At 40.2% G+C, this 18,100-nt stretch carries 15 protein-coding genes; 12 read left to right on the top strand and 3 right to left on the bottom strand.

What is annotated here, in order from left to right:
* The first annotated feature begins 125 nt into the window (after positions 1-125).
* The 3 genes from FC36_RS07880 (at position 126) to FC36_RS07890 (ending at position 5,919) form a co-directional block, all read left to right on the top strand.
* Positions 126-1,742 (top strand): peptide ABC transporter substrate-binding protein, encoded by a 1,617-nt coding sequence (locus FC36_RS07880; RefSeq protein WP_056986824.1) that lies wholly within the window; start codon positions 126-128, stop codon positions 1,740-1,742.
* Between the two features lie 155 nt (positions 1,743-1,897).
* Complete coding sequence (locus FC36_RS07885; protein WP_025020598.1) at positions 1,898-4,564, top strand: YhgE/Pip domain-containing protein; 2,667 nt, start codon at positions 1,898-1,900, stop codon at positions 4,562-4,564.
* A 176-nt stretch (positions 4,565-4,740) separates the two neighbouring features.
* Positions 4,741-5,919 (top strand): cation:proton antiporter, encoded by a 1,179-nt coding sequence (locus FC36_RS07890; RefSeq protein WP_025020599.1) that lies wholly within the window; start codon positions 4,741-4,743, stop codon positions 5,917-5,919.
* A gap of 39 nt (positions 5,920-5,958) precedes the next feature.
* Here the strand turns inward: FC36_RS07890 and FC36_RS07895 are convergent, their stop codons facing one another.
* Positions 5,959-7,353, bottom strand: coding sequence for an APC family permease (locus FC36_RS07895; RefSeq protein ID WP_025020600.1), 1,395 nt, complete (start codon positions 7,351-7,353; stop codon positions 5,959-5,961).
* A 120-nt stretch (positions 7,354-7,473) separates the two neighbouring features.
* Positions 7,474-7,620: a hypothetical protein gene (locus tag FC36_RS11925; protein WP_155889565.1), complete on the bottom strand. Its 147-nt coding sequence runs from the start codon at positions 7,618-7,620 to the stop codon at positions 7,474-7,476.
* Between the two features lie 187 nt (positions 7,621-7,807).
* Between FC36_RS11925 and FC36_RS07900 the strand changes: the two genes are divergently transcribed.
* The 3 genes from FC36_RS07900 to FC36_RS07910 all read left to right on the top strand — a co-directional run bounded on the left by FC36_RS07900 (position 7,808) and on the right by FC36_RS07910 (position 9,756).
* On the top strand, positions 7,808-8,248 hold the full coding sequence (locus tag FC36_RS07900) for a Fur family transcriptional regulator (RefSeq protein ID WP_025020601.1): 441 nt from the start codon (positions 7,808-7,810) through the stop codon (positions 8,246-8,248).
* 90 nt (positions 8,249-8,338) lie between these two features.
* Positions 8,339-8,815 carry a hypothetical protein gene (locus FC36_RS07905; protein ID WP_025020602.1) on the top strand — a complete coding sequence of 159 codons (477 nt, stop codon included), beginning with the start codon at positions 8,339-8,341 and terminating at the stop codon, positions 8,813-8,815.
* Positions 8,816-8,826: 11 nt separating this feature from the next.
* Positions 8,827-9,756, top strand: coding sequence for a DUF6681 family protein (locus FC36_RS07910; RefSeq protein ID WP_025020603.1), 930 nt, complete (start codon positions 8,827-8,829; stop codon positions 9,754-9,756).
* A gap of 87 nt (positions 9,757-9,843) precedes the next feature.
* On the opposite strand, the gene hflX is transcribed toward FC36_RS07910, so the two are convergent.
* On the bottom strand, positions 9,844-11,097 hold the full coding sequence (gene hflX / locus FC36_RS07915; protein ID WP_025020604.1) for a GTPase HflX: 1,254 nt from the start codon (positions 11,095-11,097) through the stop codon (positions 9,844-9,846).
* 290 nt (positions 11,098-11,387) lie between these two features.
* Between hflX and FC36_RS07920 the strand changes: the two genes are divergently transcribed.
* The 6 genes from FC36_RS07920 to croR all read left to right on the top strand — a co-directional run bounded on the left by FC36_RS07920 (position 11,388) and on the right by croR (position 18,099).
* Positions 11,388-13,025 (top strand): peptide ABC transporter substrate-binding protein, encoded by a 1,638-nt coding sequence (locus FC36_RS07920; RefSeq protein WP_025020605.1) that lies wholly within the window; start codon positions 11,388-11,390, stop codon positions 13,023-13,025.
* A gap of 189 nt (positions 13,026-13,214) precedes the next feature.
* Complete coding sequence (gene opp3b, locus FC36_RS07925) at positions 13,215-14,144, top strand: oligopeptide ABC transporter permease (protein WP_023860103.1); 930 nt, start codon at positions 13,215-13,217, stop codon at positions 14,142-14,144.
* Between the two features lie 4 nt (positions 14,145-14,148).
* Positions 14,149-15,174 carry an ABC transporter permease gene (locus FC36_RS07930; RefSeq protein ID WP_023860104.1) on the top strand — a complete coding sequence of 342 codons (1,026 nt, stop codon included), beginning with the start codon at positions 14,149-14,151 and terminating at the stop codon, positions 15,172-15,174.
* Positions 15,175-15,190: 16 nt separating this feature from the next.
* Positions 15,191-16,234 carry an ABC transporter ATP-binding protein gene (locus FC36_RS07935; protein ID WP_023860105.1) on the top strand — a complete coding sequence of 348 codons (1,044 nt, stop codon included), beginning with the start codon at positions 15,191-15,193 and terminating at the stop codon, positions 16,232-16,234.
* 21 nt (positions 16,235-16,255) lie between these two features.
* Positions 16,256-17,209: an ABC transporter ATP-binding protein gene (locus tag FC36_RS07940; protein ID WP_023860106.1), complete on the top strand. Its 954-nt coding sequence runs from the start codon at positions 16,256-16,258 to the stop codon at positions 17,207-17,209.
* Positions 17,210-17,409: 200 nt separating this feature from the next.
* Complete coding sequence (gene croR, locus FC36_RS07945) at positions 17,410-18,099, top strand: response regulator transcription factor CroR (protein WP_023860107.1); 690 nt, start codon at positions 17,410-17,412, stop codon at positions 18,097-18,099.
* The last annotated feature ends 1 nt before the right edge of the window (position 18,100 follow it).

Here is an 18,100-nt window from a genome sequence, read left to right on the forward strand (position 1 = left end):
CACCTTCAAAAAGTATTTACCTTTAGTATAGCGGAAAAAATTAGATTTTGGAGTGAAAATAGGTGCATTTTTAGAGAAAATAACTTACAATAAAGAAGTAAATGTAAAAAGAAAGGGACGTAGTCATGAAAAAGAAATATCTCGCGTTACCACTTCTTGCGACGGCAGTGCTATTAGCTGCTTGTGGCAAAACGAATCAAGCAACAAGCCAAGCAAAAAACGAAACACTTACTACGGCAGTTACGGCTGAAATGGCGACTTTGGATCCAAGTCGCTATTCCGATACAACTAGTTTGGAAGCCTTGCAAAATGCCTATGAAGGACTTTACCGTTTTGATAAAAATAACAAGCCTGTCTTAGCGGGGGCTAAAAAGGTTACAATTTCAAAAGATAAGTTAACATACACTTTTTATTTACGCAAAGATGCTAAATGGTCTAATGGTGATCCTGTTATAGCCAATGACTATGTTTACGCTTGGCGTAAAACAGTTGACCAAAAGACCGCTTCGCCTAATTCCCAACGGTTTGAACCTATCAAAAATGGGAAGCAAATTGCTAAAGAAGGAGCCGACGTCAATAGTTTAGGAGTTAAAGCTTTAGGCAAGTACAAATTGGAAGTTACTTTAGAATCGCCAATTTCTTACTTACCAGAACTTTTAGCGGGGGCCCCATTTGCGCCTCAAGACCAAAAAGTAGCCGAAAAATATGGTAAGGAATATGGGACTTCAGCTAAGAAAGCAGTCTATAACGGTCCGTTTGTAATTGATGGTTGGACTGGGACAAACCTTAAGTGGTCTTATGTCAAGAACAAGAATTACTATGCTAAAAAAGACGTGGCTTTAAAGAAGGTTAACGTTCAAGTAGTTAAAGATACTTCAACGGCAGCTAAGCTTTTCCAAACAAATAAGTTGGACTACACGGCGCTTTCTAATGAATATATCCACCAATACAAGTCTACTAAGGGTTACCACACGCGTGCAATTCCTTTGATTGGTTATATGAGTTTTAACACTCAAAGAGAAACTACTGGTAATGTCCACGTTCGTAAAGCCTTAGCCCAAGCCTTTAATAAGGAATTATTAGTGAAAAAAGTGCTTTACGCAGGGCAACCATTAAACGGGATTGTACCGCAAGATTTTGCTTTTAATGCAAGTACAGGTCACGACTACCGCAAAGATGCTGGGGATATGTTGACTTATAACCTTAAGAATGCGAAGAAGGAATGGGCCGAAGCCAAGAAAGAATTGGGTAAGGATCAAATCACTATCGAAATCTTGACTTCCGATACGAGTGAATCTAAGCGAGTTGGTGAGTACCTCCAAAGTCAATTGGAAGAAAACTTAGCTGGTTTGACAGTGAAGGTTCGTTCCATTCCATTGAAGTCACGTTTGAACTCAACTACTAACTATGATTTTGATGTCGTTTATGGAACTTGGCAACCAGACTTTGCTGACCCTATTAACTTCTTATCTGATGGGGGACAATACCACTTCGATGACGACTACAAGAACCAAGAATTCTGGGATTTGTTGAATCAAGCCTCTACGACTTACGCTACGGATAACAATAAGCGTTGGGATGCTTTAATCAAGTCTGAAAAGCTCTTATTAAAAGACGATGCCTTTACTGCCCCTGTTTATCAAGGAGCGATGGCCTACCTCTTAAATGATAGGGTAAAAGACTTCCAAATCTCTCCATATGGGACGGTGGTCTTCTACCGTAATACCAAATTAGCTGAATAAAAAAAGTGACCTGTCGATTTTGATTATCGGCAGGTCTTTTTGAGTAAAAACTCGAAAATGCGACACTAATCTCATTTTATAGCTTACTTTTTTTGATGATAAGGATTAAAATTTTTAATTGAACAAAGAAAGTAGAATTGAAAGGGGGACTTACTTTGAGAGCGATTCGTAAGGAGTTTAGCGTCATTAAAAACCACAAACTTTTGTTGGCAACCGTGACCGCTATTATGATTATTCCATTTTTATACTCCTTCTTCTTCTTAAAGTCAGTTTGGGATCCATACGCCTCTACGGGTTCCTTACCAGTTGCAGTTGTTAATCAGGACCAAGCCGTTACCTATCGAGGTAAAGAGTTTGCTGTTGGTCAACAGCTAGTTAAGAAATTGAAGAAAAATGATCAAATGGGGTGGCACTTTGTGACCAAAGAAAAGGCTGACTATGGCTTAAGTCACAAAAAGTATTACATGGTAATTACCATTCCCAAGAACTTTTCTAAGAATGCTACCACCGTTTTAAATACCCATCCTAAAAAGATGGATTTGACTTATACGACCAATGATTCCTTGAACTACATTGGGGCAGTAATGTCAGAAGCAGCGGCTAAGCAACTTAACACGCAAATTCGTCAAACGGTATCAACGGCTTATGCGGATACCATGTTTGATGCGGTTAAAGGCATGAAGAAAGGTTTCAAAACTGCAGCCAGTGGCTCGGCTAAGCTAGCTGATGGCTCCAAGGTTTTAACTGATGGAATCAACACATACACAGCTGGGGTCAGCCAGGTCAATGATGGGGTCATGACCCTCCAAGCCGGTGTCTTACCATTGGCTTCAGGGGTTAATGCCTTGGCAACCGGAGCTAACACCTTAGCTTCTGGAATTGGTACTTACACTAACGGTGTCAACCAAGTCAATGCCGGGGTGGGACAATTAGCCCAAAAGACGCCCGCTTTAGCTGCTGGTGTGGGTCAATTAGCTAATGGTTCTCAAAGTTTAACAAGTGGTCTTAACACTTATACCAGCGGGGTTAACCAGGTTAATGAAGGTGTTGGTACTTTAAGATCAGGAATTGGCAATTATACTAATGGTGTCAAGCAAGTTAATGCTGGCTTGGCAAAATTAGATGATAATTCAGCGCAATTAAATACCGGTTCTCAAGAATTGGTGGCGGGTTTGAGTCAAGTTAATAGTGGAGTTCAAAGTTTTTCCGGACTTGCAGCTAATTTGCCTAAATTAAAACAAGGTTTAACGGCAGCGGCCAGTCAAGTTTCTGCATTAAAAGCAGGTTTACAGACTAGTCAGAATTTACAAGGAAGTTTAGCACAACTAAAAGCGCAAGCTAACAATGCTAGCCAATTAAATGGTGATGCTCAGAGTAAAATTCAAGCAGTAATGGGGAACAGTAGTTTATCAGATGCTGATAAACAAAACCTACAAGCTGCCTTAGGAGATGTTCAAAAGTCCCAAGGTATAACTAGTGCCTTGGCGAATATGAGTGTACCAACAAGTACAGATGCGAGTGGTATAAGTGGGAAATTAGATGCGCTTTCTCAACAACTTACTGCAGCTGCTAATCAATTAGATAGTGTAAATCCGGCTCAATTACAAAACCTACAAGCAGGGATTGCTAAGTTATTAGCCGGTGCAACTACTCTTCAAAATGGTGTAAAGAGTTATACTGATGGGGTTGCTATGGCTTATGCGGGGACAGGGACCTTAACCCAAAATAATTCGAAGTTAACTTCGGGAGCTGATGCATTAGCTCAAGGAACTAGCCAATTAGCCGCTAATAGTGGGGCTTTAACAAGTGGAGCTAGTCAACTCTCTAACGGTCTTTGGGTCTTAAATGGTCAAATTCCAACGTTAACCGCAGGGGTTAACCAGTTAGCTAATGGAACCGGACAACTTGCGGCTAATAGTGGGGCCTTGAATGCAGGGGCCGGTCAATTGGCTTCTGGTTTAGGTACCTTAAATAGTAAAGTTCCAACCTTATCTAGCGGTATTGGTCAATTAGCTAACGGGACAAACCAATTAGTAGCTAATAGTCCGGCCTTAACTGCTGGTGCTGGTAAAATTGGTGCCGGTAATCTTCAACTATCTACAGCCTTAGCTGGTGGGGTTAAAAAGATTGACCAAATCAATATGAATGATGAAAATGCATCTATGTTTGCCGCACCTTCTAATTTGAAACATAAAAATTACAGTTATGTTCCAAACTATGGTCACGCTTTGGCACCTTACATGTTATCCGTCGCCTTGTATGTCGGAGCTTTGGTCTTTAATTTAGTTTACCCATTGAAACGGATTGACTTTGAAGATGAAACTCCGGGTGAATGGTTCTTAGCCAAAACGTCAATTGGAGCACTTGTAGCGACCGGAAATGCCGTTGTTGAAATTGGACTTATGTACTTAGCTGGCTTAAAGCCTGACTACTTCTGGGCTACTTTCTTTAACGCTTGGCTCTTCTCTTTGGCGATGATGTACTTGATTATGTTCTTGTCGGTGGCCTTGGACAATCCAGGTCGTTTCTTGGGGATGATTATCTTAGTCCTACAATTAGGTGGGGCCGGTGGTTCCTTCCCAATCCAAGTAACGAAAGGTTTAAATGGTTTCTTCCAAGCGATTAATCCGTACTTACCAATGACTTACTCAATTTATGGCTTCCGTGAATCCTTGACCGGTGGCTTGGGTGCTAACCAAATGTTGATTAGTTATGGTGTACAGATTTTTGTGATTATCCTCTGTTTGGTTTTAACTTATCTAGCAATGATGGTTATGCGACCAAAAGTTGGCTATGTTCGTGGAGTTGAAAAAACAGAATAATACTGCTAAAAGAAAACTCAAGTTCTATGAAACTTGAGTTTTTTTGTAGAATTTAGTTTGAAATTATTTAACTATTTTTCAAGAAAAAGGCTAAATACTTGAGAAAAGGGAAATTTTTTCGGTATAATTAAAATTGAGCTGATTAGATTAAATTAGATTTAAGAAAGGATGGAGATATGGAGTACTTAGGAACTTTATGTTTAATTTTAATTTCTACGGCCTTAGCAGGGCATTTTTTTAGAAGGTTTAACCTCCCTGCTGTGGTAGGCCAGTTATTATGTGGGATTATCTTGGGACCAGCTGTTTTGGGTTGGGTTAAAGGTGATGAATTTATCGAGATTTTTGCCAATATTGGGGTAATTATCTTAATGTTCATGGCAGGCTTGGAAAGTGATTTAGCGTTACTAAAGAAATACCTTAAACCAGCAACGTCAGTGGCGGTAATGGGGGTCTTAATGCCAATTATTTTGGTTTATCTCTTTGGTTTGATTTTTAACTTCAATAATGAAGAAGCGATTTTCTTAGGGGTGACTTTTGCAGCCACTTCCGTTTCCATTTCGGTTGAAGTTTTGAAGGAATTGCACTTTTTAGATTCCAAAGAAGGAACGACGATTTTAGGGGCCGCTGTCATTGATGATATTTTAGCTGTTTTAATTTTAAGTGTTTTGGTAAGTATTTTTAGTGATGTTGCAGCTAGTGGCGGGGGCCATACTTCGTCAAACATTGGCTTGAGTTTGATTCTACAAGTTATTTACTTTGTTGGCATTTACCTGCTCTTTAAGTGGATTGCTCCTTGGCTCATTAAATTTGCGTCACGTCTAACAATTCCCGCTTCTGTAATTTTGATGTCGGTCTTTATCTGCTTAGGGATGGCCTGGTTAGCGGAAGAAGTAGGTTTGTCTGGTGTGGTAGGCTCTTTTTTTGCGGGGGTAGCCGTAGCACAAACCTCAGCCAAGCGGGAAGTTGATGAAAATATCGAACCAATTGGTTATGCAGTTTTCATTCCAGTCTTCTTTGTAAGTATTGGTTTAAATATGACCTTTGATGGTTTCTTAGGCGACTTAGTCTTTATTATTCCGTTGACTATTTTAGCCTTACTAACCAAATGGATTGGTTGTGGTTTTGGGGCTAAGATTTTAGGAATGGATTTCAAATCAGCTGATATTATCGGGGCGGGGATGGTTTCCCGAGGAGAAATGGCCTTGATTATTGCCCAAATCGGTTACAATGCCCACTTATTATCAGAAAAATATTACTCAGGTGTAATTGTGGTGATTATCTTAACAACGGTGATTGCTCCCTTTATGCTGAAGAGTGCCATTCGTCGCAAACGCAAAGCGGACTTGATGGCATAGGAAAAAGGACTTTCGTTTGAAAGTCCTTTTTTGGTCTGATTATTTTTGTGAGAGTCGGCTGTGATGAATCCCGTAGGTGAAGTAAATGGTAATCCCTAAGGCAAACCAGATAACTGCAGCAATCCAAGTTTCAACAGAAAGTTGGGATAACATGAAGCAGCATAAGAGGAAGGAAATTACGGGTAAGACCGGATAAAATGGAACCCGGTAGCCATCGTGTTGCTTAAGTTCAGGATGTTTTCGCAAAGGAATTACACCTAAGGAAACACAAGCAAAAGCGAAGAGTGTCCCGATATTAACCAAGGAGGCTAACTGTGTCATAGAGAAGGTACCTCCCATAATAGCAATGATAATAATTACCAACCACATACTACGATCAGGGTTGTGGGTCGTTTGATTAACTTTGCTGAAGTAGTGAGGTAAAAGACCATCGCGACTAATGGAGTAAATTAACCGTGATGAAGAGTAAGTCATGGTAATCATCATGGTGAACATCCCAGCTAAAGCTCCAATAGAAAGAATACCAGCCATCCAGTTTTGGTTAACCATGCGGAGGGCAAAAGCCACAGGGTCATCAACGTTTAACTTGGTGTAAGATACCATTCCGGTTAGGACTAGAGCTACCAAAATATATAGGGCGGTACAAATAACTAAAGTACCAATAATTCCTTTCGGCATGTTTTTACCAGGGTCTTTAACTTCGGCAGCTGCGGCCGATACCACGTCAAAACCTAGGAATGCAAAGAAGACTAAGGAAGCTCCAGTAAAAACACCACTATAACCAAATGGTAAGAAAGGTGTCCAGTTGGCTGGCTTAACGTAAAAGGCACCTACTAATAAGAATAAAACGATAATAGCAATTTTTACGACCACCATAACATTGTTGAATGCCATGGAAGTGTGGGCTCCGCGGTGGAGTAAAATTCCCAAGGAGAGGATAATTAAAACCGCGACAATATTAATGTAGGTACCGTGGCTAGGATCAAAATGTCCGGCAAGAGCTGTGGGTATCTTGAAGCCAAACCCTTCAATAAAAGAATTGAAGTAAGCGGCCCAAGAAGTAGAAACCGTGGCAACGGCTAGCATATATTCGGCAATTAGTGACCAGCCTAAAAACCAGCCAATTCCTTCTCCAAAGACAATGTTACCAAAAGAATAAGCAGAACCAGCCACAGGAAGAGCGGAGGAAAATTCCGCATAACACATGGCTGCAAAGGAACAAACAAGAGCTGCGACCACAAAAGAAAGAATAATAGCAGGACCACTATGCATGGCGGCGACGGTTCCTGGTAAGATGAAAATCCCTGAGCCGATAACGGAACCTATTCCCATTCCGATTAAGTCTTTGGCAGTCAAAATTTTAAGTAATTTCTTATCTTGGCCAATATAGGAGGCCACACTTTCTTTACGAAAGATTTTTTCTTTAATCCCCATAAATTTCTCCTAACTAAAATAATAGATTAATTATACATTGAATTTTCATGAAGTAAAACAAAAAAGTGAACCTGATAACAGATTCACTGGAATGTTAGTCGCAAAATTTAGTATTTAAATTTATTTTCCCATTTGGAGCGCTTCAATAGCATCTTGGATGGTAATACCGCGGCCGATTTGTTCAGGAGTATCATTTTCCCAAACGAGAAACTCTTGTGCCTGGGTATCTAGCGCAACATGGTATGGTAAGTTGTTATTAAGCATCATAATCAGCCTTCTTTCTTAATTATATCTGTAAATGTTTTCAGATAACGTTTACATAGCATATTGTAACGCTTACTTTGTGAAAAATCAAGCAAATTATATTTAAGTTTTGGGAAATAATGACAAGTTAGAGGAAAAATGCTAAAATTTAGTAAAGATAAAACGTAACGATTATTATTTGGAGGGAACTATGCTAGATGAAGCGTTATATTTATTGAAGTCACATAAACTCAAAGTTACCAAGCAAAGAAAAAGTTTATTGGAATATCTTTACACCCACTGTCGTCATCGCTATGTGGAAATTACGGCAGTTGATGATTGGATGCGTCAGCAGTATCCGGGGTTGAGTCATAATACTATTTATCGTAATATCAAAGAATTTGAGGAAATTGGTATTGTTGAGACGCAAGCACAAAAAAATGGTCAAGGCGTTAAGTATCAATGCGATTTTGGTAATATTCACCATCATCACTTTATTTGTCAGCAATGTGGTCAGGTGCAAGAAATTGACTTTTGTCCTAGTAAAGAATTTTTAGAGCAATTACCAGGTTGTGAAATTCAAAGTCACCGGTTTGAAATGCTGGGTTTGTGTGCCCAATGTGCGGCTCAAAAAAGGTTAATGAATTCTTAACATAAAGGAACCCAAAAATTCGCAATTAATCAGGTCAAAATAGTGTAAAATGGAGAGCAGAGATTGAATTGAGAGAAAGAAGGAAGGAAAATGGTAAAAAGAACCGCACCTTTTGTCACACCGTTTGCGATTATGTCAGCAGTTTTAGCCCTTGGCGCAACTAACGTAGCGGTTAACAAAGTAACCCACACTTCAGAAGGGGCTAAGGTGGAAAGTGAGGTTAGCTCATCTGTTGAAAGTGTATCCAGTATCTCCTCATCTTTGAAAGATAGTTCTAGCGTGGACGCGAAGGATCGCTCTAGCAAAAGTAGTTCCAGTGATGAGACAAATTCAAGTTCAAGTTCAACTCGGGACGATGATACTTCAACTACCACCAAAACTACGACAGGTGGTACGACAAATGATGCTACAACTACAGGTAATAATGCTGGAGCAGCAAGTAGTAGTGTAGCTACACCTGATACGGGCTCAAGTGCGACGGATACTACAACTAATACGCCAACAAACGGAACAACTACGACAGGTGGTACAGATGCAGGTACCACGACGGATGCTACAGCAGAATAGAGGTGAATTAAATGGTTAGTCTTTTAAGTATGATAAATAGTTACTTATCCTATATTAATCTAAACGTTAAAATAAAAAACCGTATTTACACGGCCATGGCAAGTGTGGGAGATTTCTATCTTTTGTATGTATCCTACCGTTTCTTTGTTAATGGTTACTGGGGGCGAGGGTTATTATTTATCTTGGCCTTCTTAGTAATTGCTTACTTTGCATACCTTAACATCTTATATTACTTTACAGAAGACAAAAAATCCCAGTTTGACGTGTCGCCATGGATTGAAAAGACTTTCCACTTGGAAGCTAAGGATCCTTTGACTGATGCACCGAAGCCAAATAATGCTCAGGCTGGTTTTGTGCAGACCAATGGCATTTTTCAAGATACTGACTTTTTGCCAGCAGAAATTACCTTTTCTGAGACTCAAAAAAGTAACTTAGCTCATGTGGTTGAAGATTTATTGGCGGTTGACTATCTCCAATTAGATTATGGTGGCTTAGGGGAACGACAACTATTTACGCAAGCTAAAAATGGTGATAAGCCCTTGGCGATGGGTGCTCCGTTAGCTTTACCGTATTTTGAACTGGCTCAAGATAATCAAGGCCAGTTAAAAATTTGGGGTGGGCTTAACCAAATGCAAAGAAGAGATTTGGGGACGGTCGAAACTGTTGGCCTAATGCCCGCCAGTGAAGCCATGGAACGTTACCATCTTTACCTGGCGACAGTGCTCTTAACGGGAGGACCATACCGTGTTGCGGGACGGACTTCGAGTGTTGAAAAAGAGGCACCCTTTGCTTTGGAAAGTCGAGTGGCATACCGACAAAGAGGTGTACACGGGGTAGTTAAAGAAGCTGAAACCCAGGTGGCTGCAGAGTTTAAATCAGAAGAAAGCCGTGTGGAAAAAGTTCTTCAAAGAGCAGACCGTGAATTACGTCGGCGGCGATAAAAATAATATAGGAGTCTTGTTGCGTTCACAGCAAGACTTTTTCATTGCAACTAAAAAGCCCGCTATGTTGAAGCGGACTTTTTTTAGTTAAGCTTGAACGAGGAAGTTTTGGAGTTTGCCGGCCAAATCTTGAGCTAGATTGGCGGTGATTTGGGTACCTTCTGGTAAGTACTCGGTAGCGAGAATTTCAGCATTTTGATTGAGAGCTTCTACATAGCGTCCTTGGTCAAAAGGAATTAGGTAGGTATGGGTTTCGTAGTCGGCAAAAACTTCCTTTTTAATGAGGTCAATTAAAGCCTCTAAGCTGGCTTGGTCACGCGCGCTATAAGTGAAACTATCTCCGGCTAAAAGTGGATAAGATTGTCCTGCTAAATCAGCCTTATTATAGGCGTAAATCATGGGAATCTCTGTAACGCCAATTTCTTTTAGCGTTTCTTCAGTGGTCGCAATCATATCACGTGCATTTTCGTCACTACCGTCGATGACTTGGATTAAGAGATCAGCTTGAGCAGCTTCGGCTAAGGTGGAACGGAAGGACTTGACTAGTTGGTGGGGAAGTTTAGAAACGAAACCTACTGTGTCAGATAAAAGAATTTCTTTATTGTCCTTGAAGTGGATTTTACGTACTGAAGTATCTAAAGTTGCGAAAAGCATATCTTTTTCGAAAACTTGCTTATCATCTTCCTGTCCCGTTAGGCGTAATAAACCATTCATAGTAGTTGATTTACCAGCATTGGTGTAGCCAACTAAGGCGACGGTCTTGATACCAGAAGAATCTCTTTGTTTTCTTTGGATTTGGTGGTCTTTGTCAATGTCTTTTAATTGAGCTTTGAGGTGACTGATACGTTTTTCAATTACCCGGCGGTTTAATTCTAATTTGGTTTCCCCAGCCCCCCGGTTACTGTAACCACCCCCGGCACTTTGTTGGTCCAACTTGGTAGCAGAACTGGTGTGCAAGCGAGGAAGTTGGTACTGAAGCTGAGCAATTTGGACTTGAAGTTTAGCTTCTTTGGTGCGGGCGCGAGAAGCAAAAATTTGCAAAATTAAGGCGGTTCGGTCAATGACCGTTAAGTCTGTTAATTTTTCTAAGTTGCGGATTTGAGTGGGGGTTAATTCGTCGTTCACAATGACGGTCTCCGCTTCGCTAGCCAGGGCCGCATTTTTAATCTCTTCGGCTTTTCCCGTTCCAAAGTAAGTTCCACTGACGGGCTTAGGAAGCTTTTGGGAGATTTCCATGACAACTTTCATATAGTTGGCTTGGGCTAAAGCTTTAAGTTCTTGCATGGTGTAGCTGAAATTTTCAATCTCATTATCAATTCCAGCAATGACGACGCGAGTTATATCTTGCGGCATAATGTTCCTTCTTTCTATTTAAGCTTTTCTTTTATTATAGCAGTATTTGCTTAAGGGGGCGAATTAGAACCTGTCTAGATAAGGAAAAAGTGATAGATATCTTAACATTTATAAAGAAAGAAATAGAGTTTTATGAAAATAAACTATGAATAAAATGGGTGTTTTTCTTAAAAAAACCTTGAATTATCAAAAAATTTAATGTAGAATTTATACAGCGAAAAGAAGTAAAAAGGGTGTAATCATCCAATTTACGAATAAAAATTAAGGGAGTTGTATATATGAAGATTTCAAAACTTGCTAAAGTTGGGGTTGTATCAACTGCAGCTGCATTATTATTAGCTGCTTGTGGTTCTTCTAAGTCTGCTTCAAGTTCTAACCAAGTTTTAAACTGGGATGAAACGGCAGAACTACCAACCATGGACTTGTCAACCGCTACAGATGTTGTTTCATTTAACACTTTAAACAACACGATGGAAGGTCTTTACCGTATCGGTAAAGATAGCAAAATCACCCCAGGAATTGCTACTAAGACTAGCGTTTCTAAGGATGGTTTAACTTACACTTTTGATTTACGTAAAGATGCCAAGTGGTCTAACGGTGACAAGGTAACGGCTAAGGACTTTGTATACTCATGGCAAAGAACAGTTAACCCTAAGACGGGTTCACAATATGCTTTCTTGTTTGATGGCATTAAGAATGCTAACGATGTTTTAGAAGGTAAAAAACCAGTAACTGATTTAGGAATTAAGGCTGAAGGTGACTACAAGTTAGTGGTTACTTTAGATAAGCAAGTTCCTTACTTCAAGTTATTAATGGGCTTCCCTGTCTTCTTCCCACAAAATCAAAAAGTGGTTGAAAAGTATGGGGATAAGTACGGGACTGCCTCCAAGTACATGGTTTACAACGGACCATTTAAGTTAACTAAGTGGACTGGTTCTAACCTTTCATGGACGATGGCTAAAAACGATAACTACTGGGACAAGAAAGACGTTAAACTTTCCGCAATTAATGTCAAAGTTAACAAGTCAACTTCAACTTCCTTTAACCTTTACCAATCAGGTAAGTTAGATGCCACTCCATTGAGCGTTGAACAAGCTAAACAAGTTAAGAACCAAAAAGACTATGTTGTACGTAAAGACGCTTCAACTTTCTATTTCCAATACAATCAAGAAAAGGATATTGACGGTGTGAAGGCTTTCCAAAACCAAAAGATTCGTCAAGCAATTTCCTTGGTAATTAACCGGAAGCAATTCGTAAATAAAGTCTTAGGTTCAGGTACTGTTGCTACAGGTTTAGTTTCTGCTGGCTTAGCTTCAAACAACGGTAAGGACTTCTCAGCAGCTGCTAATAACGGCGACGGGGTAACTTATGATGTCAAGAAGGCTCAAAAACTTTGGGCTGAAGGTTTGAAAGAATTAGGGGTATCAAGCTTAAACTTCTCAATTCTTTCTGACGATACTGACGGAGCTAAGAAGTCAACGGAATTCTTACAATCAGCAATTGAAACAAACCTTAAAGGTGCAAAAGTAACGACTGCTAATGTGCCATTTAAGACACGGATTAACCGTACAAATAAGGGTGACTTTGATATCGTGCTTTCCGCTTGGGGAGCAGACTTCTCTGATCCAATTTCCTTCTTAGACTTATTTACTTCTGATAACGCTAATAACGCAGGTAAGTGGTCAAACCAACAATACGATGAATTGATTGCAAAATCTAAGAATGAAGATGCTAATGACCCTGACAAGCGTTGGAATGACTTAGTACAAGCTCAACAAATCTTGATGGGTGAAGAAGGTATTTCTCCAATCTACAACAAGAACACACCTTGGTTAGTTAAGACAAAGGTTAAAGGTATTATCTACAACACTGCTGGGGTTAACTACAACTTCAAGGATGCTTACATCCAAGAATAAGCTCTAGTGGCAAGTGAATACTGAATAAAAGGTAGAGAATTGGCCATGCAAGCGGTCAATTCTCTATTTTTTAAGCTAAGTTAGTAGAATTTTGTTCGGTTTTGTGATATAAATATTAAATAAACGTTGTAAATCGCTAAGCAATTATGGTGGATTTATTAAAATAATTATTAGTCAGGAGAGAGAGAAATGCGTAAATACCTACTAAAACGTGTTTTTTATATGGTGTTAACCCTGTTTTTAGTGGCGACAATCACCTTCTTCTTAATGAAGTTGATGCCGGGGACACCATATTCAAATCAAGAAAAATTAACGGCTGCTCAAATTCAAATCATGAATGAACAATATGGTTTGGACAAACCACTTTGGCAACAATACCTCCTTTACTTAGGAGGAATGTTGCATGGGGACATGGGAACAAGTTTCCAATTTAGTAACCAACCAGTTTCTTACTTGATTGCTAGCCGGATTGGCGCCTCAGCTCAATTAGGGTTGCAAGCCATGATTTTTGGGGTTTTCTTTGGGATTATTTTAGGTTCGATTGCTGCTATCAACCGTAATACTTGGGTAGATACTTTGGTGACAATTTTATCTATCATTGGTAAGTCTGTACCTAACTTCGTGTTAGCTGTCTTATTGCAATACTACATTGGTTTGAAGTTAGGTTGGTTCCCCATTGCTGACTGGGGGGGCTTTTCCTACACGGTTCTCCCAACGATTGCCCTGGGGGTAGGGCCATTGGCTGAAACAGCCCGGTTTATTCGGACAGGGATGGTTGATGTTTTGAACTCTGATTACATCGAATTAGCGCGGGCTAAAGGGTTGACAAAATTCCAAATCGTTTACCACCACGCTTTACGTAACAGTTTGATTCCGTTGGTAACTCTGATTGGGCCATACACCGTTTCCTTGATGACTGGTTCGATGGTTATCGAAAATATCTTCTCCATCCCTGGGATTGGGGAACAATTCGTTAAGTCCATCACCACTAACGACTACCCAACCATCATGGGGGTAACAATGTTATTTTCTGCTGGTTTGGTGGCAGTTATCTTAATAACGGACATCGTTTACGGTATTATTGACCCACGGATTCGACTTGCAGGAAAAGAGGCATAAGAGTATGGAAGAAAAGATTAAATTAGATCCAGCTAGTTTCAAACCCTTAGCCAAGGAAGAAAACCTGGATAATGAAAAAATTGCGGCTCCTTCATTAACTTTTACCCAAGATGCTTGGCGCCGTTTGAAGAAGAATAAAGGGGCCGTGGTTTCCTTATTTATCATCTTATTGATGGTGGTAGTGGCTTTTGGCTCAACACCATTTATTGATAATTCAACTTTGGTTAAGTCAGCACCACAATATGCTAACTTACCTGCTCGGGTACACGGTTTAGACTTCATTAATGGTTTAAACGGGAAGATGAAAGTTGGGGGCGAATGGGTTGATATTTACGCTCAAAACAACGCCACTAACAAGTACTTTGCTTTAGGGACTGACTACTTAGGTCGTTCTTTAGCTGAACGGATTATCTATGGTACTAAAATTTCCTTGATTGTTGCTTTGTTTGCTACTTTCTTTGACTTAGCCATCGGGGTGACTTACGGGATTGTCTCTGGTTGGAAAGGTGGTCGCGTTGATAATGTAATGCAACGGATTATCGAAGTTATTTCCTCAGTACCTAGTTTGGTTATCGTAGTTTTGATGTTATTGGTCTTGAAGCCAGGGATTGGTTCTATTGTGGCCGCTATTGCCATTTCATCTTGGACAACTATGGCGCGGATGATTCGGGCCGAAACCTTGCAATTGAAGTCCCAAGAATATGTTTTAGCAGCACGGACTTTAGGCCAATCAGCGCCTAAGATTGCTTGGAAGCACTTGGTACCTAACTTATCAAGTATCATCATTATCCAAACAATGTACACCATTCCTTCGGCTATCTTCTTCGAAGCCTTCTTGAGTTTCATTGGGATTGGGATTTCTGCTCCAGAAACTTCATTAGGGGTATTGATGAACGAAGGACAAAAGAACTTCCAATTCTTGCCATACCAAATGTGGTATCCAGCTATTGTCTTATGTGTCTTGATGATTTCCTTCAACCTTTTAGGTGACGGTTTGCGGGATGCATTTGACCCTAAGACGAGAAGATAGATAGGTAGGTAGTAAAATGAGCGAAAGAATTTTAGATGTAAAAAACCTTAAAATCGACTTTCACACTTATGCTGGGGAAGTTAAAGCGATTCGCGATGTTAGCTTCCACCTAAATAAGGGGGAAACCCTAGCAATTGTGGGGGAATCTGGTTCCGGGAAATCAGTTACCACCAAGAGTTTAATGGGTTTACTTGCGAATAACGCCCGTGTGGTCGGAGGCGAAATTCTCTTCCACGGTAAAGATTTATTAAAAAATACCGAAAAAGAAATGCAAGATGTGCGTGGTAAAGATATTGCCATGATTTTCCAAGATCCAATGACTTCTTTGGATCCAACTATGAAAATTGGCCAACAAATTGCGGAGCCACTCATCAAACACCGCGGTATGGATAAGAAAAAAGCGTGGGCCCGTGCTTTAGAGGTATTAAAGCTAGTAGGGATTAAGGATGCGGAAGAAAGAATTAACAACTATCCACACCAATTTTCTGGAGGACAACGGCAAAGAATTGTGATTGCGATTGCCTTAGTATGTAATCCAGAAATTTTAATCGCCGACGAACCAACGACGGCCTTGGACGTTACAATCCAAGCGCAAATCTTAGACTTGATGAAGGAATTACAAGAAAAAATTGAAACTTCCATCATCTTCATCACCCACGATTTAGGGGTGGTGGCCGGAATGGCGGATCGTGTAGCCGTAATGTATGCTGGTCAGATTGTGGAATATGGGTCGGTAGATGATATTTTCTTTAACCCTCAACACCCATACACATGGGGACTTTTGAACTCCATGCCAACCTTGGAATCTAAGAGCCTAGAAGCAATTCCAGGGACCCCGCCAGACTTATTGGATCCACCTAAAGGGGACCCATTTGCGGCGCGGAACCCATACGCGATGGCAATCGATGCGACCCAACAACCACCATTCTTCAAGGTATCTGAAGGTCACTATGCAGCAACGTGGTTATTGCATCCAGATGCACCTAAGGTTACTCCACCAGAAGAAATTTTACGTCGGCAAGCCCACTACCGGGACTTGTTAACGCAAAAAGAAAACTAGACCAGAAAGGAAGATAACCACATGGTTAATCAAAACAAAAAAATTCTCGAAGTAAAGCATTTAAAACAATACTTCGGTGTGGGCAAGCCTGACATGGTCAAAGCCGTCGATGATGTGTCGTTTGACATTTACGAAGGTGAAACTTTTGGTTTGGTTGGTGAATCTGGTTCTGGGAAGACCACGATTGGTCGTTCAGTGATTCACCTTTATGACCCCACTGATGGACAAATCATCTTTGATGGTAAAGATGTAAGTAGATTAAAGTCTAAAAAAGATAAGATGGACTTCACGCGCGACATGCAAATGATTTTCCAAGATCCCTATGCTTCTTTAAATCCTCGGATGACGGTTGAAGATATCATTGCTGAGGGGATTGATATTCACGGTTTGGTATCTTCTAAGGAAGAACGCCGGGCGCGAGTTGAAGAACTTTTGGAAACAGTTGGTTTGAACAAGGATCATGCGAGTCGTTACCCTCACGAATTTTCCGGTGGACAAAGACAAAGAATCGGGATTGCCCGTGCTTTAGCCGTGCAACCTAAGTTTATTATTGCCGATGAACCAATTTCCGCCTTGGACGTTTCTATTCAAGCTCAAGTTGTGAACTTATTGAAAGAATTGCAAGAAAAGCAAGGTTTAACTTACCTCTTTATTGCCCACGATTTGTCCATGGTGAAGTTTATTTCTGACCGTATTGGAGTGGTACACTACGGACGTTTACTCGAAGTAGGCCCAGCCGATGATGTTTACCTCAAACCATTACACGACTATACTAAGAGTTTAATTTCGGCGGTGCCGGTACCAGACCCAGAATTTGAACGGCAACGTAAACGTTTGGCTTACGATCCAGCTATCGAAAATGATCAAGAAGGTAAGCCACGTAAATTACACGAAATTACCCCAGGTCACTTTGTGCGTTGTTCCGAAGATGAAGTGGAAAGCTACCGTCAAAAGGCCGCAGCTTACGAAAATTAAAGTAAAACAAGTCAGCCTTAGGGCTGGCTTTTTTGGTAATTCTTAAGATTTTTCTGAAGAATTTGAAAATTTTTTGAATTAACTAGTTATTGCTTGAATTTGTTTAGGGGATTGGTTAGGATAAGCTTAAAGAAAGGCAAGGAAATAGGGATTTTGCGGTTCAAACTTGCTTGGATAAATTAGTTAAAGGAGTTAAAAAAATGAAGATTTTAGTTGTTGATGATGATAAAGATATTGTTGAATTACTAGGAATTTATATTACTAATGAAGGTTATGAGGTTGAAAAGGCTTATAACGGTAAGGAAGCTCTCACCAAGTTAAATACGAACCCTGACATCAAGTTAATGATTTTAGATGTGATGATGCCCCAAATGGACGGTTTAAATGTTGTCCGCGAAGTACGTAAAGATTCACAAATTCCCGTGCTAATGCTGTCAGCTAAAACTGATGACCTCGATAAAATTCAAGGTTTAATTCAGGGGGCTGATGATTATGTTACCAAGCCCTTTAATCCTTTAGAAGTTATGGCGCGGGTTAAGTCACTTTTACGCCGTTCCCAACACGATGTAAAAAATGAAGAACCTGATCAAATCGAAGTGGGACCACTAGTTATCAAAAAAGATTCCCACGAAGTTGAAACTTTAACGGGTAAGTCCATTCAATTAACAGCTTTGGAATTTGGAATTTTATACCTATTAGCGAGTCATCCTAACCGGGTCTTTTCAGCTGATGAAATTTTCGAACGTGTGTGGCAACAAGAATCAGTCGTTTCAGCGAAAACTGTGATGGTGCACGTGAGCCACTTACGTGATAAAATTGAAGAAGCTACTGATGGTGAGAAGGTAATCCAAACTGTTTGGGGTGTAGGTTACAAAATCGAGGTGCGCTAAT

The sequence above is a fragment of the Ligilactobacillus equi DSM 15833 = JCM 10991 genome, assembly GCF_001435735.1.
Classification (GTDB): domain Bacteria; phylum Bacillota; class Bacilli; order Lactobacillales; family Lactobacillaceae; genus Ligilactobacillus; species Ligilactobacillus equi.